Consider the following 22713-nt stretch of genomic DNA (forward strand, 5'->3'; position numbering starts at 1 on the left):
TGAAATTTTATAAGAAATTTCAGGGTTGTCATGTTGTTAAATTTTCATGGTTCATTTGTCGGACATCGTTTTTGAATTAACGGAGAAGGAGGGATTTGAACCCTCGCGCCGCTATTAACGGCCTACTCCCTTTCCAGGGGAGCCCCTTCAACCGCTTGGGTACTTCTCCCAGTATCAAGCGATATCCTGGTCAGAACTTCCTCATGAAGTTCAGCGGAGAGAGAGGGATTCGAACCCTCGCGCCCTTTCGGACAAACGGTTTTCAAGACCGCCTCGTTATGACCGCTTCGATATCTCTCCATAGCTTTTATGCTATTTTGTTATCGCTGTTCGCCAGCGACTTGTATATAATATCACCCAAGCCACATGGTGTCAACTATTTTTTTAAAAAATTTGTATTTTTTTTGCACATGGTGAAAGTGATCTTATCCTCCACCTCCGCAGTGCATTTTTTCCAGCGGCGGCTATATGTTTTTCACAATGTGCATGCATGATTTTATGATCTGTGTTCCAGCAATACCTCTGCCAGTGCCAGATCTTCAGGGGTGGTTATCTTGATATTCGCATAGGAGCCATCTATAAGCTTGATCTTCACACCACCGTACCGCTCCATGATCATGGTATCATCGGTTATAGCTGTATCCCCACTGGCAACGAGCTTCTCATATGCTGCCACAAGCTCTCTCCTGCGAAAGCTCTGAGGTGTCTGCACCTGCCACACATATCTGCGATCCGGAGTATCTACGCCATAGTCATTTTCATCACTTATCTTGATGGTATCCTTAGCCTTCACAGCCACAGAGCAGCCTGTTTCTTCTTCCAGGGTTGCAATAGATCGTTTTACCATGTCACCGGTTATCAGCGGTCTTGCTCCGTCATGTATCAGCACATAATCTGCGCTCTCACAGACTTCAAGCCCATTGCGTACAGAATCATATCTTTCCCTTCCACCGCTTATGATGTCGGTAACCTTGGAAAATCCATACCTTTCCACGATCTCTTTTCTGCAGTACTCTATATATTCATCCGAAACCACCAGGACTATGTCGTCTACAACGCTATCCTGGAATACTTTCAAGGAATAATATATTACAGGTTTTCCCGAAAGCTCCATATATTGTTTTGGTATATCTCCGCCCATGCGCCTGCCGCTTCCTGCCGCAAGGACTATGGCTGTTATTTTTTTCTTCATCTGTTTTATCTTTCCCCAAGCTTAAGGTTCGGGATAGCATTAAGATCCCATCCGTGTCTTGTACCTTTTATATACTCATAGTATCCGGCAGCTCCGATCATCGCCGCATTATCGGTACACAATACAGGCTTCGGATAGTATAATTCTATGCCATTTTTGTCACACAGCTCTTTCATAGCTGCCCTAAGCCCTGAATTTGACGCAACTCCGCCTGCCAGCGCCAGCTTCTTCATTCCGTATTTCTTCGCAGCATTCACTGCATGCTCTGACAGGACATCAGTTACAGACTTCTGGAATGAGGCAGCCACATCTGCTCTGTTTATCTCTTCATGCTTCATTTCTGCGGAATTAATGTAATTAAGCACCGCTGACTTAAGTCCCGAGAAGCTGAAATCATATTCATTATCGCTTATCTTCGCCCTTGGGAATGATATGGCGTCAGGATTCCCCTCCTTCGCCAGCTTATCAACCTTAGGTCCTCCCGGATATCCAAGTCCTATGGCTCTTGCCACCTTGTCAAATGCTTCTCCTGCGGCATCATCTCTTGTAACTCCAAGGATCTCAAATTCGCCGTAGCCTGTAACCTTTACAAGATGTGTATGTCCACCGGAAACAACCAGACACATAAACGGTGGTTCAAGATCCGGAGACTCAATGAAATTCGCTGCTATGTGTCCTTCTATATGATGTACTCCCACCAGTGGAAGCTTCTTGGCATAGCTTATGGCCTTAGCCGCACCCACGCCCACAAGTAATGCACCTACAAGCCCCGGTCCGTAGGTAACTGCCACCGCATCTATGTCATCCAATGTACAGTCTGCCTCTTTGAGGGCCGCCTTTATTACCTGATTAACCTTTTCTATGTGTTTTCTTGAAGCTATCTCCGGCACAACACCTCCATACAGAGTATGTATATCTATCTGGGAGTATATGATATTTGACAATACTTTTCTTCCATTTACAACTACTGCTGCTGAGGTTTCATCGCAAGATGACTCTATGGCAAGTATCTTAACTTCTCTTTCGTCGCTCATAATATGTTCCTCTCTATTGAACGTCTGCCATATAAAATTGGCACCGTTTAAAATACACCTTCGTCGTTTATTATTTACTCTTCTTCAAAAACCAGGGTTCTTTCTGTTCTGTCTTTTGCCGCATATGCCCTTGGGAACACCTCCCGTACCTTGTCAATATACTGGGCAGGCTTCACAAGGGATGGGCTGTAATGGGTAAGCCACATCTCTCCCACATCCGCCTTTGCTGCGATCTCCGCAGCTTCATACATGGTCATATGCTTATGGTCTATAGCTTTCTGAATCTTATCCTCCTCGCCGTACATGCCCTCGCAGATAAACAGATCCGATCCGGCTGCATACTTTTCTATGGCAGGAGTCGGTCTGGTGTCCGTACAGTATGTGACCTTAAGACCCTTTCTGGCAGGTCCAAGCACCATATCAGGGGTAAATATCTTTCCGTCCGCCTCTATGGTCTCCCCCTTCTGGAGTCTGTTCCAATACGGAAGAGGTATGTCCTGGCTTCTGGCTCTATCCGCGTCAAATCTGCCTGTTCTGTTAAGGCTCATGGAGTATCCGTAGCAGGTTATATTATGGCACACTCTGTAGGCATCAAAATTTATCCCACACACCTCAAAATGTTCCTCAGCTTCATTAAGTTCCTTGAATTTGATCTCAAAAGGAAGTTCAGGTGCTATAACCCTAAGGGAGTTTACCACCTTTTCAAGTCTCTTAGGTCCAACCAGCAGCAAAGGTTCCTTTCTGTCTGTATTGCCTATGGTAAGCAAAAGTCCCGGAAGCCCGCTTATGTGATCTGCATGATAATGGGTGAAGCATATAACATCTATAGGCTTAAAACTCCAGCCTTGTTGTTTGATGGCAACCTGAGTTCCCTCACCGCAGTCTATAAGTATGGAACTGCCATTATATCTCACCATAAGTGACGTCAGTGCCCTGTGAGGCAGGGGCATCATTCCTCCGGTTCCAAGCAAACACACATCAAGCATTATATCCTTCCTCCATCTTCTATATCTTTCCCCAGATAATAGCTTTTTTTGCAAAGCCTTATATCCGGGTCATTTCAGGATCATCTTTTTTCTTTTCATATCTCCGGCCAGCTCCGGAATCAATTTCCCAGAAGTTCTGCCGTCTCTTTTACGTTTACAGGTATTGTGAGGTTTTTGCATAATCTGTCATAACACTCTTCGCACAGTATCAGCTCATGGGTCTCTCCGTCTTTTTTTGAGAAATATCCCCATTCCTTTCTGATCTTTACAAAATCCTCAAGATATATTATATCCTTGTCCTTATCACTTCCGGTATTTATGTTTTTTCCACATCCATTGCACATCATATTCTTCCGTACCTCGCTGTAAAAATAATATAAGTCTATACTAATATACTTGTTCTTAATTTTATACCGGTAATTTATGGATATCATCTTCTTTATATCGAGTATTTTTTCATTTTTGATTTAAACTTTCTACTCTAAATATTTCTTCATTACTACAGCATCCTCCTTGGGATCTCTGTAATAATCCTTCCGCCTTGATATCTCATCAAAGTCAAACTTTTCATACAGGGCTATTGCTTTTTCGTTACTTTCTCTCACCTCAAGCATTATGGATTCGTGTCCGTTTTTCTTGAGATCATACACCATATACTGCATTAGCTGTGTGGCAACGCCTCTGCCTCTGACGTCCTCACGAACTGCAATCCTTAACAGGTCACAGTCCTCGCACGGTGCAGAATATATTATATATCCCACCAGTGCCTGTCCGTCGCCGTCTCCTTCCATGGCAACCATCACCTTATCATAGGTTCCGAATATGGAAGCCATTACATTTTCCTCATTCCATGGATTTGAAAATATTTTCTCTCCAAGTTCAACTATGTCAATAGCCTGACATTCCTCTGCTTCTTTTATAGTTATGGTAATAATGGGGGCCGCCCCACCGTCATCAAAACTCATTTTTACTGCTCCTTATTTCTTAGCACGGCTTACAGATCAATGCGTGCTTTCTTTTTATGTTTATGCGCCATCCGGCACTTTCTCTTTATTCTTATCTTTTTGTTCTTGCCTTTTTATCTTTACCTGCCGGATTCTCTCTCTGCCTGGGATTTTCTCAGGTAATCCGGCGCGAAATCATCGCCATTTGAAACATGTCCCTGCTTATACAGCTCATACGCCGCAACCGCTACAGTTCCGGCGCTCTGTCTGTTCATATGGGCAGGTGCAAATGTATAACCCACCTTAGTCTTCTCTTTTATCTGTTCAGCATATGGAACGGTTCCGTCTCCAAGATAAACCACAGGCTCACCGATTTTATTTACCCTATCAATAATATCAGCTATGTCAAGAGGGGTCTGGTCAAGGACTGTTGTTATGCCTTCTTCATCAGTATATCTGTAGATTCCTGTATATACCTGATTTCTTCTTGCATCCATAAGTGGACAGATCACATGGTCGCTGCCCCACATATTGTACGCCAGTCCAAGAAGTGTAGGAACCGTAACCACCGGCTTATCAAGAGCCAGTGACAATCCCTTCACTGTTGCCGCGCCGATCCTTAAGCCTGTAAATGAACCCGGACCATTTGCAAGGGCAAGGACATCCACATCCTTAACGTCCATACTGAGCATCTTCATCAGCTCATCCAGCATAGGCAACAGGGTCTGTGAATGGGTCTTCTTATGATTGGTTGTGTATTCTCCAAGTAAAATATCATCCTCAGTCAGGGCAACTGATGCCACCATGCCCGAGCTGTCAAAAGCCAGTATCTTCATACCGTCTGCACCTCCTGTTTATTTCAATCTACACAGATACAAGGCTTATGCGTCTGTAATCTGTTCCCTTCGTAAGATCTTTCTCTATGGTAAGCTTCCTGTAATGGTCAGGAAGTATATCTTCTATTAAGTTCGCCCATTCTATGAGGCACACCCCATCGCCGTAGATCATATCGTTATAGCCGATCTCGTCCATTTCGTCAACGTCGCCGATGCGATACACGTCAAAGTGATACAGGGGCAGCCTGCCCTCATCATATATCTTAACTATTGTAAATGTAGGGCTGTTCACCACTTCATTGATACCAAGCCCTTTGGCAAAGCCTTTGGAGAAAATTGTTTTTCCCACGCCCAGATCTCCGTAAAAGCAATATACATCGCCCTTCTCTGCAGCCTCACCAAACTCTCTGCCTATGTTATAGGTGTCTTCCTCGCTAAAGCTCTCTCTTATTATATCTTCCATGTTCTCAATATTTTCCGATCTTTTTTATTTTTGCTTCACTCTGTATTCAACCTTTGTAATCCCACTTAAACACCGCTGTCCCGCTTCTGTGTTTAATTTTCAGCATTCAGTTCTGCTCACATCCGCTTTGCGTTCTTATCAAGTCTACAGGTCAAAGGTTATCTTTCGTCCCTTTACCTCGAACGGTCTGTAGGTTATTCCCGCCATGTCAAACATTCTCTTTGAAGCAATGGTGCTGTCGGTGTTGGAATATTTGTCCGAACAGTATATAACCTCCTTTATGCCGCACTGGATTATAGCCTTAGCACACTCATTGCAAGGAAACAGGGTTGAATAGATTCTTGCATCCTTAAGGCTTCCGCCCCTGTAATTAAGTATCGCATTAAGCTCCGCATGGCACACAAAGAAATATTTGTTGTCCAGAGGGGCACCGACCTTACCCCATGGCATTGTGTCATCATTGCAGCCTGCCGGCATACCGTTATAGCCTACGGACATTATCCTGTTGTTTTCATCTACGATACATGCTCCCACCTGGGTAGAGGGATCCTTGCTTCGCTCTGCCGACAGCATCGCTATTCCCATGAAATACTGATCCCAACTTATGTAATCTGTTCTCTTCATATGTTTGCCCCTCCTCCTTAAACTTCAGCCCATTTAAAATTCGCCTGTTGGTGTCGCCCTCTCATCTGTTCAGGGGCATTTCCTAAGCACCGTTCCAAGTGTGTTGCCGACACTTGGACACTCACCCGGCAAAGGTCTGACGCCACAAAAGCCGGTGAAAGATCTTTGCCTTAAAACAGTCTTCCACCGGCATATATTTATCCCTGCAAATAATTAAAAGTCAACACGTATGCCGCTTATAATATCAAACTTACCGCACGCATCTTCATAAAGAGATTCCTTAACAGGCTTTGTGATGAAGGCTTTCTCACCTGCTATGCCTGCAGTGATATATGAAACCTCGCCAAACTCAGCCTCTATAGCCGCATCCTCAACCTTGTCTGATACTCTTACAAAGAATTTATTCTCTGCGTCCTTAAAATCTCCAAGCTCAAGAGGTTCCTCATCCCAGATAGTAAGGACATTGCGCCCAAGGTTCTTCACTGCATCCACAACATCCGCAACAACCGCCGAGGCTGTAGGAAGCTTTCCTGCGCCTCTTCCATAGAACATCGCGTCATCAAGAACATTTCCATGGACAAATACGCCATTAAATACATCATCTATTCCTGCCAGTGGATGTTCCTTGCCTATGAGCATAGGGGCAACAAATGTATAAAGTGTTCCCTCTATCTCCTTTGTGGTTCCCACAAGCTTTATTGCTGCATCCATAACCTTTGCATACCGGAAATCTTCTGTTGTTATCTTTGTTATTCCCTCTGTATGGATACGGTTATAATCAAGGTTCTTGCCATATGCCAGTGATGTGAGGATTGCTATCTTACGACATGCGTCACCGCCCTCAACATCCGCCTCAGGATTTCTCTCTGCATAGCCAAGCTCCTGAGCCTGCTTAAGTACTGTTGCGTAGTCAGCACCTTCATTCGCCATCTTTGTAAGAATATAGTTGGTTGTTCCGTTAAGTATACCTGTGATCTCTGTGATCTTATCTGCTGTAAGTGATGAGATAAGAGGGCGAACTATAGGTATTCCGCCGCCTGCTGAAGCCTCGAAGAAGAAATTAACGCTCTTGTCGGCTGCGATCTTAAGAAGCTCAACACCGTGGGTAGCCACAAGCTCCTTGTTAGATGTGGCAACACTCTTACCTGCAAGAAGACACTTCTTAACAAATGTGTATGCCGGTTCTACACCACCCATAACTTCAACAACTACCTTTACATCTTCGTCATTGAGTATAGTTTCAAAGTCGTGAACAAGAATCTTCTCAACGGGATCTCCCGGGAAATCTCTCAGGTCGAGAACATATTTAATGTTGATCTCCTCGCCTGCTTTCCTGTTTATGATACTGCCGTTGGTATTTATAACCTCAACAACTCCTGATCCAACTGTGCCGTAGCCTAAAACCGCTATATTCACCATTGTTCTCTTTCTCCTTTATCCTTACATTTGATGTTTCTTAATTAGTTATTCTCTGCAACTGTTCCATTTTAAATACGCATTCATAAAATTGTCAAGTTCGCCGTCTAAGACAGCAGCAACATTTCCTGTTTCCTCGCCGGTCCGGTTGTCCTTAACAAGTTTGTATGGCTGCATAACGTATGATCTTATCTGACTTCCGAAGCCGTTGTCCAGCAGCTCGCCTCTTATATCAGATATTTTATCAAGATTTTCCTGCTTTTTGATAAGGTACAGCTTTGATTTCAACATCTGCATTGCCTTATCCTTGTTCATGTGCTGTGAACGCTCATTCTGGCACTGAACTACTATGCCCGTTGGAAGATGTGTTATCCTGACAGCAGAGGAGGTCTTATTTATATGCTGTCCGCCTGCGCCTGAGGATCTGTATGTATCTATACGGAGGTCATCGTCATTTATCTCGATCTCGAGATCTTCCTCGATCTCAGGGATCACATCGCAGGAGGCAAATGACGTCTGTCTCTTGCCCGCCGCATTAAATGGCGATATCCTAACCAGTCTGTGGACGCCCTTCTCGGACTTGAGATAGCCGTAGGCATTCTCTCCGCATACCTGTATAGTTACTGATTTTATGCCTGCCTCATCACCCTCAAGGTAATCAAGAAGTTCAACCTTATAGCCCTTCTTCTCTGCCCATCTGGTATACATTCTGTATAGCATTGATACCCAGTCACACGCCTCGGTTCCACCGGCGCCTGCATGTAATGTGAGCACTGCGTCATGGTTGTCAAATTCATCCGACAACAGAAGCTTTACTCTGTAGTCGTCAAACTCCTTTGTAAATACCTCTAACATGTTCTGGATCTCTTCAACCATGGAAGCGTCATTTTCCTCTTCTGCCATCTCTACCAGTTCCTGCATGTCATCAAAATCTGAAGACAGCTTGTTAAAGCCATCCACCTGATCCTCCAGCAACTTAAGCTCCCTGGATACTTCTGTTGAATGTTTTATATCATCCCAAAATCCCGGCTGCTCCATTTCATAGTGGAGCTTGCCTATTCCGTCTAATTTGCCAGGGATGTCAAAGTGAATCCCTTACTTCCATTAGAGGCTGCTTCAGTGTGCCCAGAGTGTATTTTATCTGGTCTGTTTCTAACACCTATAATCACCTGCTTTTCTGATTTATTTTCAATTCATTATACATCTTAAGATGTATGGGGTATTTCTTTACTGGTCTCTGCCGCAGCAGTTCTTATACTTCTTGCCGCTGCCACATGGACATGGATCGTTTCTTCCGATCTTCTTTGCCTTCTTAACAGGTCCCTTGGTTACTGTATCATCCTTGTTGGTTCCTGTAACCTTATTTACTTCCTCACGTTCAACCTTCTGCTCAACCTTAACTCTCATTATGAGCTTAACTGTATCCTCCTGGATAGAGGCTGTCATGGCATTGAACATGTCATAGCCTGCAAATTTATACTCTACAACAGGATCTCTCTGTCCCAGTGACTGGAGTCCTATTCCCTGCTTAAGTCTGTCCATATCGTCGATATGGTCTGTCCACTTTCTGTCTATGACCTTAAGGAGCATGATACGCTCGATCTCTCTCATCTGCTGCTCATCACCGATTTCCTCTTCCTTCTTCTTGTAAAGGTCAAGGGCTTCATCTGTAAGTCTCTCCTTAAGAGCTGCTATATCTCCATCCTTCTCATTATCCTTTAACTGGATGTGCTCAGGATATGGGATTATGTTTCTGAGCATGTCGTCAAGCTCGGTAATGTTCCAGTTCTCAGGATGTGACTCCCCTGAGCATACCTGGTCTACGCATGAATTCACATCATCCTTTATCATCTTAAGGATAACCTCATGCATATCCTCACCGTCAAGAACTCTTCTACGCTCCTTGTAAATGATCTCTCTCTGCTCGTTATTTACCTGGTCGTACTCAAGAAGGCTCTTTCTGATAGCGAAGTTGTTGCTCTCTATCTTCATCTGTGCCTTTTCTACGAAGTTGGAGATGGTCCTGTGCTGGATCTCTTCACCCTCAGGTATCTTAAGGGCGTCATAGAGTCCCATTACTCTCTCTGATCCGAAGAGTCTCATAAGATCGTCCTCAAGTGAAAGGTAGAACTTTGATTCACCTCTGTCACCCTGACGTCCTGATCTACCACGGAGCTGGTTATCTATACGTCTTGACTCGTGTCTCTCTGTACCGATGATCCTTAAACCACCAAGCTCTGACACACCCTCGCCAAGCTTAATATCGGTTCCTCGGCCTGCCATGTTGGTTGCAATGGTAACCGCCCCCTTCTGGCCTGCATCTGCAACGATCTCAGCCTCAAGCTCATGGAACTTGGCATTAAGTACCTTATGCGGTATTCTCCTCTTGCTTAAGAGGTGGCTGATCTCCTCTGACGCATCAATGTTGATGGTACCGACCAGTACAGGCTGGCCTGTCTCATAACATTTGCAGATCTGCTCTATTATTGCATTTAATTTTTCTTTTCTTGTCTTGAATATTGAGTCAGGGTAGTCAATTCTCTGTACAGGGAGGTTTGTAGGGATAACTACTACGTCCATTCCGTAGATTTCTCTGAACTCCTGCTCCTCTGTAAGAGCTGTACCTGTCATACCTGCCTTCTTCTCAAACATATTGAAGAAGTTCTGGAATGTAATGGTTGCGAGGGTCTTACTCTCTCTCTTAACCTTTACGCCTTCCTTAGCCTCTATTGCCTGGTGGAGACCATCTGAGAATCTTCTACCCGGCATTATACGTCCTGTGAACTCATCAACGATAAGTACTTCGTCATCCTTTACAACGTAATCCCTGTCCCTGAACATAAGGTTGTGGGCACGGAGAGCAAGGATAATGTTATGCTGGATCTCCATGTTGTCAGGATCTGAAAGGTTATCTATATGGAAGAACTGCTCTACTTCCTTTACACCATTTGCAGTGAGCATTACGTACTTGTCCTTTTCATTTACAAGGAAATCTCCGTCTTCTTCCGCCACATTGTTCATGAGCATATCCATCTTGGATATCTCGCCGTCGCCCTCGCCACGCTTCATACGTCTTGCAAGGTAATCACACATTCTGTAGAGTTCTGTGGACTTGCCGCTCTGGCCCGAGATAATAAGCGGGGTTCTTGCCTCATCGATAAGTACTGAGTCAACCTCATCGATTACGCAGTAGTGAAGTCCTCTTAATACCAGCTTCTCCTTATAGATTACCATGTTGTCCCTCAGGTAATCGAAACCTAATTCGTTATTTGTTACATATGTAATATCGCAGTTATAAGCTGCTTTTCTTTCTTCCGGCGTTGAGCTGTTTAAAATTATACCAACTGTAAGTCCAAGAAATTCATGAACTTTTCCCATCCACTCGGCGTCACGCTTTGCCAGGTAATCGTTTACCGTTACCACATGGACACCTTTTCCTTCAAGGGCATTGAGGTATGCAGGAAGTGTTGATACAAGTGTCTTACCTTCACCGGTTCTCATCTCGGCGATACGGCCCTGATGTAATATTACACCACCGATGAGCTGTACTCTGTAGTGCTTCATTCCCAGCACTCTGTATGCTGCTTCTCTTACTACTGCAAATGCTTCTACCAGCAGATCGTCCAGGGTCTCGCCCTTAGCCAGTCTGTCTTTAAATTCCTGTGTCTTAGCTTTAAGTTCTTCATCGGATAAAGCCTGCATATCTGAATCTAATGCTTCTATCTTATCTATAAGAGGTTTAATCTTTTTCAGTTCTTTTTCGCTATGTGTTCCAAATACTTTTTCAAATAATCCCATTTTTACACACTCCTGCTTATTGTTATTCAGGGTACATGATAACATTATCCTGGCTGTATATCAAGGCATTTTTTATGTATGCCGTAGGTGAACGATGTATGTAAATAACCGCACGCACTTTTCCGCTCCAGTTCCTTGCAAACTCGCCTCTACGAGGAATATGTATGTCACAAGGTATCCGCCACTCCGTGGCACCTTATGACAAGTCGCAAGAATGCATTTAAAATATGCATCGCATATTGCATTCTTGCTCTCAAACATGCAACCACTGTCGCTGTTAGCGTGCTCGTCATTACGAAAGCCTCGCTACCGTCACTTCAATACTGTATCTTTCCACCCATGCGGCTGTCTATGTCATGCATAGGATTACAAAATTTCAACATGCAACAATAATCTTGTAAATGCATGTCATATCGTCAACATACAAAAGAAAAGACCGCCACATGTTGCTATGGCAGTCTCTTCCTTGGGTTATCACTGGTTTCCATGTGTTCCATGTGGAGCACGGGGAATGGTGATATTCCATATATTTAATTGATTATACTTCCGGTTCGATGAGACCGTATGTGTTGCCCTTTCTCTTGTAAACTACATTCACCTCGTCTGTATCTGCGTTTCTGAATACGAAGAAGCTATGTCCGAGAAGATCCATCTGGATACATGCGTCTTCAGGATACATTGGCTTAACGTCAAACTTCTTTGTTCTGACGATCTTAATCTCGTCATCTTCCTCATCTTCTTCTTCGATGAATGCGTTCTGGAAGTAAGCTGCGTTCTGAGCCTTGTCTACCAGCTTCTTCTTATGTCTTGTTACCTGACGCTCAATAACTTCAAGTACAAGATCAATAGATACATACATATCATCGCTTACCTGCTCTGCACGGATGATATGTCCCTTCATAGGTATTGTAACTTCTATCTTCTGTCTGTCTTTTTCTACACTAAATGTTACCTGAGCAACGGTATCTTCTGTAAAGTACTTTTCAAGCTTTGAAAGCTTATCCTGTACAGCACTCTTCAAACCCTCTGTAACCTCAATGTTCTTACCACTTATTATGTAATTCATGATGCCCAACTCCTTCTTTTTTGGATTCACATCCAAATTGATGTTCTTATTATACCACAAACTGTACTTTTTTCAATACATTTTGCACTATGAGGTGGCATTTTGCATAATTTTTTTATGCATTTTTCACCATAAACAATACCTCCCGTATCCTGTTCTCCTATGTCTGTATATGATTGCTTTATAAATAGTTGCTTAATGTAACGATGTCACAGACATCATTACATTAAGTTAAAAAAACACCGACATTGCTGCCGGTGTTTTGTGCGGTTCCTGTAAAGATATTAGCTGAATAATCTACGTGCCTTAACAGGTGTTCTATAATTGTAATTTGAGATCTTGATACCGGTTCTTCTTGAGCTGGCATGTACGATCTGTCCGTTACCGATGTAAATTCCTACGTGACCCATTGTGCCGTCAGGATCTGCATAGAAGACAAGGTCACCAGGGATAAGCTCTGAGAAATCTACGGCTGTTCCCATGTATGACTGTGAGTTTGCTGAATGTGGTAAGTTGATACCCCAGAGTGCGTAAAGTGCAAGTGTAAATCCTGAACAGTCAGCACCGTTTGTAAGGCTTGTACCACCGTATACATATGGGTTTCCAACGAACTGCTGAGCATATGCCGCAAGGTCTGCCCCCTTCTGTACACCATCTGCACTTGTGTCTACAGGTGCTGCAGGAGCTTCGCTGCCTGATCCTGAACCTGATCCGTTATCTGAACCGGAACCTGATTCGCTTCCCGAACCATTGTCACTGCCTGATCCGTTATCATTTGAAGGTGCCTCTGTCTGACCGCCAGCCTGCTGATCCGCCTTCTCCTTAGCTTCCTTCTCTGCCTGAGCCTTTTCCTGAGCTTCCTTTTCTGCCTGCTCTGCTGCCTCTTCTTCAGCTACCGTTGTAGCTCTTACTACCTTGAACTCCTTCTCAGCGTATTCTGAGCTGATGTAGCCCGTTGTGTTGTCATCTACTGCTACCTGAAGCCAGTCGCCATCATCACTTAAGATGGTGTATGTTCCGCCCTGAGGAACAAGTGTGATACATGTACTGTCTGCATTTCCCTCTTCTCTTACGCTAAGAGTTGTTGCTGTAACCTTTGCAACCTTATCAAGATGTGTCTCTGCATAAGCACCTGCGTCATCACCGAATGCAATGAACTCATTCTTTATGTATCCTTCGCAATTTCCTGACGCTATGTATGTCCACTCATCACCCTTTTCCTTTACAAGGGCGATACCTCCTGATGGAAGTGTACCAACCTTTTCTGACTCAGCACTCGCTTCGCTTCTGATGTTTACATTTCCTGTTGTAGTTGTAAGACATCTGTTCTCAAACTGGGGATACTTGCATGTCTCTGCAACCTTTGTTGTGTCTTCTGTTGTTTCAGTTGTGCCATCTGTTGCTTCCTCTGTTGTGGCATCGGCATTTGCAAGCTCTGTGCTGTCTGCCGCGTCACTACCGGCAGCTTCCACATATCTGTCTATTGCAGATGAAATACCGATTGATGAGTCGTTCATGACTTCATCAGCATTAGTATTCATGCCTAAATTCGCAAATACTGTTGTTACAACTAACCCAGCCGCTACTATTGTGGTGGCAGCCTTTATAGATGTTCTGAACATCATCATACCTCCTATAATATCGCTCGTTGCGTTTATTACTTATGCGCAACAATTATTTGTCATAAATGTTTCATTTGTTTCAAATGTATCATATTTTATTACAAATTTGTTACATTTCTTTTGTATTATATCAACGCATATATACTTTGTCAACATAATATTTCTGACTTTTTTTGACATCCCCTTGATTTTATAGGTTTTGAGGGATCTTATGGTTTGAAGCAGTTTAATATTTTTGTAATATTTGAGTATATGACATCATTACAGCGATAAAGCATTCTTTGCGGATTTTATCCGCTGATCAGTAGTTGTCAAGTGCAATTTTGCAAGCATGTTGCACTTGACTCGCTGCCATGGCATAAAGAAAAGGAGATACCGGGGAACCCCCGATATCTCCTTCTATATTTTACGACTGCTACATATGTTAGATGTTAATTATATATGTTAGATGTTAATTGGAGGTTACCACGCCTTCCTTGCCCTTTACGGTGACGATGGAACCTGTCTTTAATATCTCGGTAGCATTTGCAGCGCCAAGTATAACAGGAATATCAAGGCTTAAGCCAACTACTCCTGCGTGGGAATTCTTGCCGTCCTTCTCGCAGATGATAGCTGAAGCGGTCTTCAACTCGTTCATGATATTATTGCTGGTCTCATGTATTACGATAATATCTCCGTTCTTATAGTTTTTCTTAAGCTCAGCCTCATCCTTGCATACACACAGTGGTGCACATACAGACTTATCATTTACAGAGGTTCCCTTAACAAGGATATGACCTGCCACATGAACCTTAACAAGGTTTGTGGTTCCTGCCACCCCAAGAGGTACGCCGGCTGTTATAACCACAACCTCGCCATCCTTTACAAATCCCGCTTTCTTGGCTGCTTCTACCGCATTCTCGAAGAGATCATCTGTGTTGTCACACTCAGGAATAACCAAAGGACTAACGCCCCAGGATAGATTAAGCTGTCTGCTTACCTTCTCTATAGGTGTACAGCCGATTATAGGACATGCCGGTCTGTACTTTGAGATCATTCTTGCAGTCTTACCTGACTTTGTAACAGTTACAATGGCTGCGGCGTCAAGGTCAAGGGCTGTTGTACAGGTTGCATGGGAGATAGCACTGGTAATATCCGAGTTCTTCTCGCTGTCTCTGTTCTGAAATTTCTTGGTATAATCAATATCCTGCTCTGCTCTCTCTGCGATCTTGATCATGGTTGAAAGTGCCTCTACAGGGTACTTGCCTGCGGCCGTCTCACCTGAAAGCATTATGGCACTGGTTCCGTCGTAGATAGCATTTGCAACGTCGGTAGCCTCAGCTCTTGTAGGTCTAGGGTTCTTCATCATGGAATCAAGCATCTGGGTTGCTGTGATAACCTGCTTGTCGGCATTGTAAACCTTCTTAATGATCATCTTCTGGATTACAGGAACATCCTCAAGAGGTATCTCAACACCCATGTCGCCTCTGGCAACCATGATACCATCGGATACTCTTATGATCTCATCTATATTCTCAACGCCCTGCATATTCTCGATTTTTGAGATAATGTTGATATTATCACAGTGATACTCGTCAAATATCTTTCTGATCTGGAGCACGTCGTCTGCACATCTTACAAACGACGCAGCAATGAAGTCAAAATCGTTCTTTATACCAAAGATTATATCTGAACGATCCTGCTCGCTTATATATGGAATGGAAAGGTCTACGCGAGGAACATTTACACCCTTGTGGTTTGAAACAATTCCGCCATTTTCAACACGGCAGACAACGTCCTTTTCTGTTACGCTCTCTACACTGAGCTCAATAAGGCCGTCATCTATAAGGATGGTATTGCCCGGCTTAACATCATTTACCAGGTACTTGTATGTTATGGAAGCCTTCGTCTCGTCACCCAGAATATCTTCTGTTGTAAGGATGAATTTATTGCCGGCCTTAAGCTCTACCTTGCCGTCCTTGAAATCTCTCACACGGATCTCAGGGCCCTTTGTATCAAGAATGGTGGCAATAGGAAGTCCGAGCTCTTCCCTGAACTTAACAACTCTTTCTTTATTTGCCTTGTGCTGTTCATGGGTGCCATGAGAGAAGTTAAATCTCGCCGCATCCATTCCGGCCAGCATTAACTGTTTAAGGACATTATCATCATCTGTTGCAGGACCTAATGTACATATTATCTTTGTTTTACGCATATTATCTGCATCCTCCTGTAAATAAATTATTTTTATTATTTTCTCCAAAGGCCTTTATACCCTTAAAGTAATAGACGAATATAGCTACCAATGCCCCAATCCACAGCAGTGCTCCAAATGACGGAAGCAGGTATGCTTTAAGCAACTTCTTTAATATATACCATACAACCCTTACATGTATGGCAGCTCTCATAAGCTCTCCGTATGAAAGATTTGCCTCAAAGGTATTTGAAAATGCGGTTCCAAGGCCTGCCCATATAAGGGATGAACCATAGAAGCCTGCAAATGCCAGCACCGCCATAACAACATATACAGTAATGATCACCGGCATATCTGTCTTATTTATATAGGAAACTACATCCTCCCTGGTTATGACGTCACCACCCATAAACACACTTAAGCCTCTGTACAATGCGCTGCAGTCAAGCATGGTTCCCTGGCCGTCATAATAAACATAGATATTCTTCGATGACACATATATGGCCGTTGGGAATACCGTTCCCTTAAGCTCCGTGGCAAGCTCCTTCTCATCAAGTACTCCTGTCTCTGTATCTATATTTATATAAAAATTCTTATCATAAGCTTTCTCAAACTTAAGACCACTCTTAAGTCCCTTTTCGGAAAGTTCAAACTCCGGAAGGATCTGCTCCAGCTCTGTACCCAGCCTGTCTCCCCCGAACAATGTGTCGGCAGGAAGAAAAAAGGTAAGGAACGGAACCAGAAGACTGACTATAAACATTATAAGCAGTGTGGTTCCCCAGCCGGATCTCACAGTGCTGTCTACATACTCTACCGGATTTATGATTCCTTTAAATATCCCTTTAATGGCTCCTAAAGGTCCGATCCTTGTCTCCATACCTGTATCCATATATAAACATACCTCTTTTTATTATTCAGAATATATACAAACAGTACATATAATAATGTATATACTACACAACACGCCTACATTATACCATAGGAATTTTTATTTTCTATATATTTTTTTACTTTACAGCATTAAATTTATATAGTGATTTTTATTGATTTTGTCGATTTTAAGGGCATAAATTCAAGCTTAATTGTTGACTTTTAACCATATTATTTATATTATGTTAAGTAAAGGCTTTTTTACCCCCCTGTGGGAATGCCTCCGGAAGGTCATATGCCCTTCCACCATAATGACAAATCGACCCAAAATACGTCAGAATTTTAACTGAATGTAGTTCCATGGTTTCGCTGGCGTTCAATAAAGGAGGACAAAATGATCAGGAAAAAACGATTGAAACCGTTGATAAGTCTGTCTTTGGTCAGTGCATTTCTTTTGCTTACGGGATTTGCCCCGCTAAATAGTCAGGCTGCAAATGAAGCAGTTACAAAGGAAGTCTATGAGGCTTCTACTGAGACCGCTTCTGAAAATATCTCTGAAAATCCGGACACTTCCTATGAGGATACCGGGGATACAGGATATGCTGAAGATGTTACCGAGGACTCTTCCCAGGTTACAACTGAGGACACTTCTGAAGATATCACTGAGAAGGCTTATGAAGATACAACTGAGGACGCTTCTGAAGATATCACTGAGAAGGCTTATGAAGATACAACCGAGGACGCTTCTGAGGAAAGCCTTAAGGATAAGGCATCTCCTAATGCCCTCATTGTGGATCCCCAGTCAAGTGAAATATTTAAGACCTACTATCACGATTCGAGATTCTCAGGCTACGATGTGTTAAACGGTATCGACGTATCCCAGTGGAACGGAGTCATCAACTGGACACAGGTTAAGAATGCGGGATACAGCTTCGTATTCATCCGTGTGTCGGGAAGAGGTGCTTCAGGCGGTGGGTTATATACTGATGACAGATACAAAACTAACCTGGAGGGGGCTATCGCTGCCGGACTTGATGTAGGCGTGTACACATACACCCAGTCAATAACTGTCGCAGAGGCCCAGCAGGAGGCCAGATTTGTCATCGACCTTATCAAAGGATACAATATAAATCTTCCTATAATATATGATTACGAGTTCTATCCTAACGGCAGACTGCAGAACGCCAAGCTTTCAAGGGCAACAGCAACCGCTATCTGTAATGCATTCTGTGCCACCATAGAAAATAGCGGCTACACGGCTATGATGTACTCATATAAATCTCTGTTAAACAGTAATCTCAACCCGGATAACATCACCAAATATTATCCACTGTGGCTTGCCATATATAATGACACAGCAAATTACAAAGGTGATTACAATTACTGGCAGTACTCAGACAGCGGTCAGGTACCGGGTATCAATCACGCTACCGACTTAAACTACGGATACATGAAGGCTCCTGATAAGGTTGCAAGTCTTACCCTTACCCCTCAGAGTGACAGTGCCATCTCACTTAAATGGTCCAAGGTTGTTGGCTGCTACGGCTACCAGGTATTCCGACTTGACAACGATACGAATACTTACAAGCAGGTTGCCCTCCTTCGAGGTGCTTCAACCCTTACTTATACCGACAATAATCTGTTAGAAGGTACAGCTTACACCTATGCAGTAAGAGCTATCCATTACCTTCACTCGGGAAGCTACTATGGTGCATTTTCAAATAAAATGACATCAGCAACCATGGGGGATCTCCAGTCCCCGGGCAAGGTTAAAAACCTTCATGTTGTTTCATCCGGTTCAAATCAGGTAAAGCTTATGTGGGATATGCAGAAGGGTGTCAATGCCTACCGTGTATATGTTAAGACCTCTCCTACTACCACCTGGAAGGTTCTTGGAGACACAGCAAATAACTACTCTAACTTCTATATACACAACAAGCTTCCAAGCGGAGTAAGCTACCAGTACTGTGTACGTTCCTACAAAATGAGCGGTGGCAAGGTTACGAATGCCTACCCATACTCGGATAAGATATATGCGGGAACAGGACCTGCCAGGGTGTCATCACTGAAACTTACATCCTATACCGACGAAAGCATAAGCCTCTCCTGGAGTGCAGTATCCGGAGCCAACGGCTACATGTTATATTACTACAATTACAATACCAATCAATATGATCTTATCAAGAAGGTAGGAAGCGGAACAAGGAGCTATACAGTTCCGGGGCTGTTGGCATGTAAGGGCTACAAATTCATGATCCAGGCATACAAGACCATAAATTCCGTTGACTATGTTTCAGATAATACGGAGCTTAATACTACTACATGCCCATCACAGGTATCCAATTTTAAATACAAGTTATTCGGCGGATACCAGTTCCTCTTCTGGGATAGGCAGGCAGGTACCACGGGCTACAAGCTGTATATATACAATACTACAACCAATAAATATACTCTTGTAACCACCCTTGAAGGTGTTAACAGCACTACCTACCTCGGCACGGCACTTACCTCACCTTACAGGTACCATGTGGTAGCCTACAAGACCTACGGCAAAAATACCTATAATTCAAGGGTATCCTACGGAACCTCCTATTACTCAGGCAACCTTACAGGTACGGTCACCGCTTCAAGCCTTAACGTCAGAAAGTCCGGCGACACAAGTGCTGTCATAATCGGAAGCCTTTCAAACGGCAGCACAGTGACCATCACCGGTGCCACAAGAACAAACGGCGTTATCTGGTATAAGGTTTCATACACCAAGAACAGCTCGAGCTTCGTAGGTTACTGTTCATCCCAGTATATAAAGCTGAAACAGTAATTGCAAAGCCATGAAGAGCCTAGGAAAAAAAGCCAGAACAATTTATATATAAGCATATTAAAAAAGAGAATGTGGAAACTAAACTCCACATTCTCTTTTTGTTATAGCACCGAGTCGGTTGCAACACGCCTATATATTTGCATTTGACCAGTGCTTATCATGATTCCTCTGTGATACAGAGTACTGAACCTACAACACTTATTATTATACCTGCTATAAGCAGCATGTACCCTGTTCCAAAGCCTGCACTTCCGGTGTAGCCTGCCGTCCTGGCATTTTCTTCTATGGTACCAAACATGGCATAATAGGTCTTAATGGCACCGCACAGACGCATCTGTAAGAAGGCAGCTGCCTGCAGCACTGTTATGACCACTGTCGCCAGTCTCAGGTCGTCCTTGCCTGTCATAACAAAAAATCCTACTACAAATGCCACCAGCACAAGCACCAGTAATATATACGGCACAAACCTTGCCACCGCCAGTTCCGGAAGCCCCGGCACGGTATTAAGCTTTTTTATGTTCCACAATGTGAAGCTTGCTTCAACCCGGTCCTCATTGTAGGTGAATTTATACCTGATGTAAGGCAGAAACAGTGAAACCAGTATGGCTATGTTGCCCAAAAGGTATATTAATGTTCTTTTCTTCATGGCACCTCCCGAAAAACAATACATCATCTGCCTAAGACTTGCATTATTTTATATGTCATCTCTATTTGATCTTGAAGGACGCCTTTATATATCCATCTGCATAGAGAACATTCTCTCTGCCGTTAAAGCCCCAGTACAGCTCTTCCTCTGCATAGCATGGCTCTGTGAATTTCACATCAAGTCTTGCAAGCCCCTCCTGCTTGCAGGCTGCTGTTCTCACAAGTAACATTCCCTGAACTACCGGATGATCTGTAAGATGGATCTTGTTCTCATCTCCGGTCTCCCTGCTGAAGCTGTATACCTCTTCCTTTGAAAATGTATGAAAGGGCTCTTCATTTTCATATTCTGCCTTTGGAGTTCTCTTTATCTCAGTCTCCGTACTCTTATCTCCTGCTGCCTGAGCCTTTACAAGAGTAATGGTCATCTTCTCCACAGGAGCCTCTACTCCGTCCACCTTGCCAAGGATGGAAAGGATGTACATAAATGCATTTTCCTTTACATCTCCATACTCGTATGTGATATGTAAAGCCTCTGCGGCTTCCTTTGTTGTGGTGTAGGATATCTTACCGATGAACGCCCCCTGATATGTGGACGCGTCCATGTCTGTCATCTTTGTTCCTATCCCCATTATTCTGTCATATGTATTCATATTTGTTTCCTTCCCTAACTTAACAGGATCAACTACAGGAGCTATGCCTGCTCTGCGTTCTCCTGACGTTTCTTTTCTACATATTCCTTAACAACCTGCTCCTCTGAGAAGTCAAACTTCTGGTTGTTTATCTCTATGTACTCCTCGTGTCCCTTACCTGCAAATACAACGATATCGTCCTTATTTGCATTTTCAATAAGATAATGGATGGCTTCTCTTCTGTCCTCAATGACAATATACTTGCCGCCGACCTCTTCGATACCCTTTACTATGTCGGCATTTATATCTGCCACAGGTTCGGTTCTTGGATTGTCCATTGTTACAACGGAAAGGTCGGACAGCTTTCCCGATACTCTTCCCATTCCAAATCTTCTGTCTCTGGCTCTGCAGCCGCCGGCTCCGAACATACATATAAGTCTCTTAGGATTGTATGTCCTTAAGGTTGTAAGGATGTTCTCCATGCTGAGAGCGTTATGGGCATAATCGATTATGAAGGTTGAGATATCCTCGGTACCCTTTACAAGCTGGCTTCTACCCTTAACGTATACGGTCCTTAAGCCCTCTGATATATCTTTATATGCTATCCCACTCTCATGGGCAAATGCTATGGCAAGCAGTGCATTTTCCACGTTAAACGCTCCCGGAATATTAAGCTCCATGCTCTCTTCAAGCTTTCCGTGAAGCTTGAAATCAACACCCAGAAAGCCCGGTCTCCATATGTTCTTTATATCTGTTGAGTAGTAGTCAGCCTCACTGTTGCCCTGGCTTGAGGTTGTTGCCACGTCCTTCACATTCTCCGTCATATACTGCCAGTTCTCATCATCGTAATTTACGATGGCCTTGTCGGTCTGGGAGAACAACATCTTCTTGCAATCTCTGTATTCGTTGAAATCTGCATGTTCATTTGGTCCTATATGATCAGGTGAAAGGTTCAGGAACAATGCATAATCGTAATGTATTCCGGCTGTTCTGTGAAGCTTAAGTGCCTGGGATGAAACCTCCATTACTACATGGGTACATCCTGCATCCTTCATCTGTCTGAACAGCGAATGAAGCTCGTAGGACTCCGGTGTGGTGTTATTTGTAGGATATTTTACATCCCCCACAAACGCACCTACGGTTCCGATCATTCCCACCTTGTTGCCTGCTGCTTCAAGGATACTCTTTATCATGTGGGCTGTAGTGGTCTTACCCTTTGTGCCTGTTAATGCGATCATCTCCATATCCTTTGCAGGGTATCCGAAATATGCTGCTGACATATACGCAAGGGCAAGCCTTGTGTCGGCAACCTGGATTATGGTAAGCCTTGCTGCCACATGGGGCTCTATCTCCATTGCTTCAAAGTCAGGAACATCCATTACTATAAGGGCTGTTGCACCATTCTCAATAGCCTTGCCTATGTATGCATGACCATCTGACTGATAGCCCTTGATACAGATAAATGCTGTTCCGTCGACGACTTTTCTGGAGTCGGATGTGATGGAGCTGATGTCTGTGTCAATGTCACCGCAGACTAACTCGTAATCTAATTTTTCTATTAATTCCTTAAGTATCATATTGATCATCTCCTCAATAAACT

Annotated in this window: 19 protein-coding genes and 2 tRNA genes; 1 reads left to right on the forward strand and 20 read right to left on the reverse strand. The window is 43.6% G+C overall.

Features of this window, described 5'->3' with window-relative positions:
* Positions 1 to 80: 80 nt before the first annotated feature.
* The 17 genes from DXB54_RS10205 to DXB54_RS10285 form a co-directional block, all read right to left on the reverse strand.
* A tRNA-Ser gene (locus DXB54_RS10205) sits at positions 81 to 169 on the reverse strand.
* Positions 170 to 214: 45 nt separating this feature from the next.
* Positions 215 to 300, reverse strand: a tRNA-Ser gene (locus tag DXB54_RS10210).
* A gap of 196 nt (positions 301 to 496) precedes the next feature.
* Positions 497 to 1192, reverse strand: coding sequence for a 2-C-methyl-D-erythritol 4-phosphate cytidylyltransferase (gene ispD, locus DXB54_RS10215; RefSeq protein WP_118695127.1), 696 nt, complete (start codon positions 1190 to 1192; stop codon positions 497 to 499).
* 5 nt (positions 1193 to 1197) lie between these two features.
* Entirely contained in the window at positions 1198 to 2226 is a 1029-nt protein-coding gene (gene tsaD / locus DXB54_RS10220; protein ID WP_118695128.1) for a tRNA (adenosine(37)-N6)-threonylcarbamoyltransferase complex transferase subunit TsaD, read from the reverse strand.
* 74 nt (positions 2227 to 2300) lie between these two features.
* Positions 2301 to 3212 (reverse strand): ribonuclease Z, encoded by a 912-nt coding sequence (locus DXB54_RS10225; protein WP_118695129.1) that lies wholly within the window; start codon positions 3210 to 3212, stop codon positions 2301 to 2303.
* A 119-nt stretch (positions 3213 to 3331) separates the two neighbouring features.
* The gene (locus DXB54_RS10230; protein WP_118695205.1) at positions 3332 to 3559 is read right to left on the reverse strand and encodes a hypothetical protein; all 228 of its coding nucleotides are present in this window, start codon (positions 3557 to 3559) and stop codon (positions 3332 to 3334) included.
* A gap of 129 nt (positions 3560 to 3688) precedes the next feature.
* Positions 3689 to 4177: a ribosomal protein S18-alanine N-acetyltransferase gene (rimI, locus tag DXB54_RS10235; RefSeq protein WP_118695130.1), complete on the reverse strand. Its 489-nt coding sequence runs from the start codon at positions 4175 to 4177 to the stop codon at positions 3689 to 3691.
* A gap of 119 nt (positions 4178 to 4296) precedes the next feature.
* Positions 4297 to 4992 carry a tRNA (adenosine(37)-N6)-threonylcarbamoyltransferase complex dimerization subunit type 1 TsaB gene (gene tsaB, locus DXB54_RS10240; protein ID WP_118695131.1) on the reverse strand — a complete coding sequence of 232 codons (696 nt, stop codon included), beginning with the start codon at positions 4990 to 4992 and terminating at the stop codon, positions 4297 to 4299.
* Between the two features lie 28 nt (positions 4993 to 5020).
* Positions 5021 to 5455 carry a tRNA (adenosine(37)-N6)-threonylcarbamoyltransferase complex ATPase subunit type 1 TsaE gene (gene tsaE, locus DXB54_RS10245; protein WP_021938642.1) on the reverse strand — a complete coding sequence of 145 codons (435 nt, stop codon included), beginning with the start codon at positions 5453 to 5455 and terminating at the stop codon, positions 5021 to 5023.
* 144 nt (positions 5456 to 5599) lie between these two features.
* Complete coding sequence (locus DXB54_RS10250; protein WP_021938643.1) at positions 5600 to 6079, reverse strand: deoxycytidylate deaminase; 480 nt, start codon at positions 6077 to 6079, stop codon at positions 5600 to 5602.
* Between the two features lie 213 nt (positions 6080 to 6292).
* Positions 6293 to 7498 (reverse strand): homoserine dehydrogenase, encoded by a 1206-nt coding sequence (locus DXB54_RS10255; protein WP_118695132.1) that lies wholly within the window; start codon positions 7496 to 7498, stop codon positions 6293 to 6295.
* 45 nt (positions 7499 to 7543) lie between these two features.
* Positions 7544 to 8654, reverse strand: a protein-coding gene (prfB, locus tag DXB54_RS10260; protein WP_118695133.1) for a peptide chain release factor 2 whose coding sequence is annotated in 2 segments (ribosomal slippage) — positions 7544 to 8578 and positions 8580 to 8654 — 1110 coding nt in all. Because the reading frame shifts where the segments join, the coding sequence is not laid out codon by codon here.
* Positions 8655 to 8722: 68 nt separating this feature from the next.
* The gene (gene secA, locus DXB54_RS10265) at positions 8723 to 11293 is read right to left on the reverse strand and encodes a preprotein translocase subunit SecA (protein ID WP_118695134.1); all 2571 of its coding nucleotides are present in this window, start codon (positions 11291 to 11293) and stop codon (positions 8723 to 8725) included.
* A 538-nt stretch (positions 11294 to 11831) separates the two neighbouring features.
* Entirely contained in the window at positions 11832 to 12359 is a 528-nt protein-coding gene (gene hpf, locus DXB54_RS10270) for a ribosome hibernation-promoting factor, HPF/YfiA family (RefSeq protein WP_021938647.1), read from the reverse strand.
* 284 nt (positions 12360 to 12643) lie between these two features.
* On the reverse strand, positions 12644 to 13981 hold the full coding sequence (locus DXB54_RS10275; protein ID WP_158578235.1) for a C40 family peptidase: 1338 nt from the start codon (positions 13979 to 13981) through the stop codon (positions 12644 to 12646).
* A gap of 451 nt (positions 13982 to 14432) precedes the next feature.
* Positions 14433 to 16172 carry a pyruvate kinase gene (gene pyk, locus DXB54_RS10280; RefSeq protein ID WP_021938649.1) on the reverse strand — a complete coding sequence of 580 codons (1740 nt, stop codon included), beginning with the start codon at positions 16170 to 16172 and terminating at the stop codon, positions 14433 to 14435.
* 1 nt (position 16173) lies between these two features.
* The gene (locus DXB54_RS10285; protein WP_118695136.1) at positions 16174 to 17040 is read right to left on the reverse strand and encodes a DUF1189 family protein; all 867 of its coding nucleotides are present in this window, start codon (positions 17038 to 17040) and stop codon (positions 16174 to 16176) included.
* Between the two features lie 375 nt (positions 17041 to 17415).
* Between DXB54_RS10285 and DXB54_RS10290 the strand changes: the two genes are divergently transcribed.
* Positions 17416 to 19839 carry a GH25 family lysozyme gene (locus DXB54_RS10290; RefSeq protein WP_118695137.1) on the forward strand — a complete coding sequence of 808 codons (2424 nt, stop codon included), beginning with the start codon at positions 17416 to 17418 and terminating at the stop codon, positions 19837 to 19839.
* 157 nt (positions 19840 to 19996) lie between these two features.
* Here the strand turns inward: DXB54_RS10290 and DXB54_RS10295 are convergent, their stop codons facing one another.
* The 3 genes from DXB54_RS10295 to DXB54_RS10305 form a co-directional block, all read right to left on the reverse strand.
* On the reverse strand, positions 19997 to 20485 hold the full coding sequence (locus tag DXB54_RS10295; RefSeq protein ID WP_118695138.1) for a hypothetical protein: 489 nt from the start codon (positions 20483 to 20485) through the stop codon (positions 19997 to 19999).
* Between the two features lie 61 nt (positions 20486 to 20546).
* Positions 20547 to 21134 carry a hypothetical protein gene (locus tag DXB54_RS10300; RefSeq protein ID WP_118695139.1) on the reverse strand — a complete coding sequence of 196 codons (588 nt, stop codon included), beginning with the start codon at positions 21132 to 21134 and terminating at the stop codon, positions 20547 to 20549.
* Positions 21135 to 21175: 41 nt separating this feature from the next.
* A complete protein-coding gene (locus tag DXB54_RS10305; protein ID WP_118695140.1) occupies positions 21176 to 22690 on the reverse strand; it encodes a UDP-N-acetylmuramoyl-L-alanyl-D-glutamate--2,6-diaminopimelate ligase in 1515 nt (504 codons plus the stop codon).
* Positions 22691 to 22713 lie beyond the last annotated feature (23 nt).

Origin of the sequence: Coprococcus sp. OM04-5BH (assembly GCF_003482105.1) — a bacterium.
In the GTDB taxonomy this organism is placed as follows: Bacteria; Bacillota; Clostridia; order Lachnospirales; family Lachnospiraceae; genus Coprococcus.

Excerpts from the sequence above, each read along its gene's own strand:
- DXB54_RS10285 (WP_118695136.1), bottom strand. The coding sequence starts at position 17,040 with ATGGATACAGGTATGGAGACAAGGATCGGACCTTTAGGAGCCATTAAA.
- tsaE (WP_021938642.1), bottom strand. The coding sequence starts at position 5,455 with ATGGAAGATATAATAAGAGAGAGCTTTAGCGAGGAAGACACCTATAAC.
- DXB54_RS10225 (WP_118695129.1), bottom strand. The coding sequence starts at position 3,212 with ATGCTTGATGTGTGTTTGCTTGGAACCGGAGGAATGATGCCCCTGCCT.
- DXB54_RS10255 (WP_118695132.1), bottom strand. The coding sequence starts at position 7,498 with ATGGTGAATATAGCGGTTTTAGGCTACGGCACAGTTGGATCAGGAGTT.
- pyk (WP_021938649.1), bottom strand. The coding sequence starts at position 16,172 with ATGCGTAAAACAAAGATAATATGTACATTAGGTCCTGCAACAGATGAT.
- DXB54_RS10290 (WP_118695137.1), top strand. The coding sequence starts at position 17,416 with ATGATCAGGAAAAAACGATTGAAACCGTTGATAAGTCTGTCTTTGGTC.
- rimI (WP_118695130.1), bottom strand. The coding sequence starts at position 4,177 with ATGAGTTTTGATGACGGTGGGGCGGCCCCCATTATTACCATAACTATA.
- DXB54_RS10305 (WP_118695140.1), bottom strand. The coding sequence starts at position 22,690 with ATGATACTTAAGGAATTAATAGAAAAATTAGATTACGAGTTAGTCTGC.
- tsaD (WP_118695128.1), bottom strand. The coding sequence starts at position 2,226 with ATGAGCGACGAAAGAGAAGTTAAGATACTTGCCATAGAGTCATCTTGC.
- DXB54_RS10295 (WP_118695138.1), bottom strand. The coding sequence starts at position 20,485 with ATGAAGAAAAGAACATTAATATACCTTTTGGGCAACATAGCCATACTG.
- DXB54_RS10300 (WP_118695139.1), bottom strand. The coding sequence starts at position 21,134 with ATGAATACATATGACAGAATAATGGGGATAGGAACAAAGATGACAGAC.
- ispD (WP_118695127.1), bottom strand. The coding sequence starts at position 1,192 with ATGAAGAAAAAAATAACAGCCATAGTCCTTGCGGCAGGAAGCGGCAGG.
- secA (WP_118695134.1), bottom strand. The coding sequence starts at position 11,293 with ATGGGATTATTTGAAAAAGTATTTGGAACACATAGCGAAAAAGAACTG.
- tsaB (WP_118695131.1), bottom strand. The coding sequence starts at position 4,992 with ATGAAGATACTGGCTTTTGACAGCTCGGGCATGGTGGCATCAGTTGCC.
- DXB54_RS10250 (WP_021938643.1), bottom strand. The coding sequence starts at position 6,079 with ATGAAGAGAACAGATTACATAAGTTGGGATCAGTATTTCATGGGAATA.
- DXB54_RS10230 (WP_118695205.1), bottom strand. The coding sequence starts at position 3,559 with ATGATGTGCAATGGATGTGGAAAAAACATAAATACCGGAAGTGATAAG.
- DXB54_RS10275 (WP_158578235.1), bottom strand. The coding sequence starts at position 13,981 with ATGTTCAGAACATCTATAAAGGCTGCCACCACAATAGTAGCGGCTGGG.
- hpf (WP_021938647.1), bottom strand. The coding sequence starts at position 12,359 with ATGAATTACATAATAAGTGGTAAGAACATTGAGGTTACAGAGGGTTTG.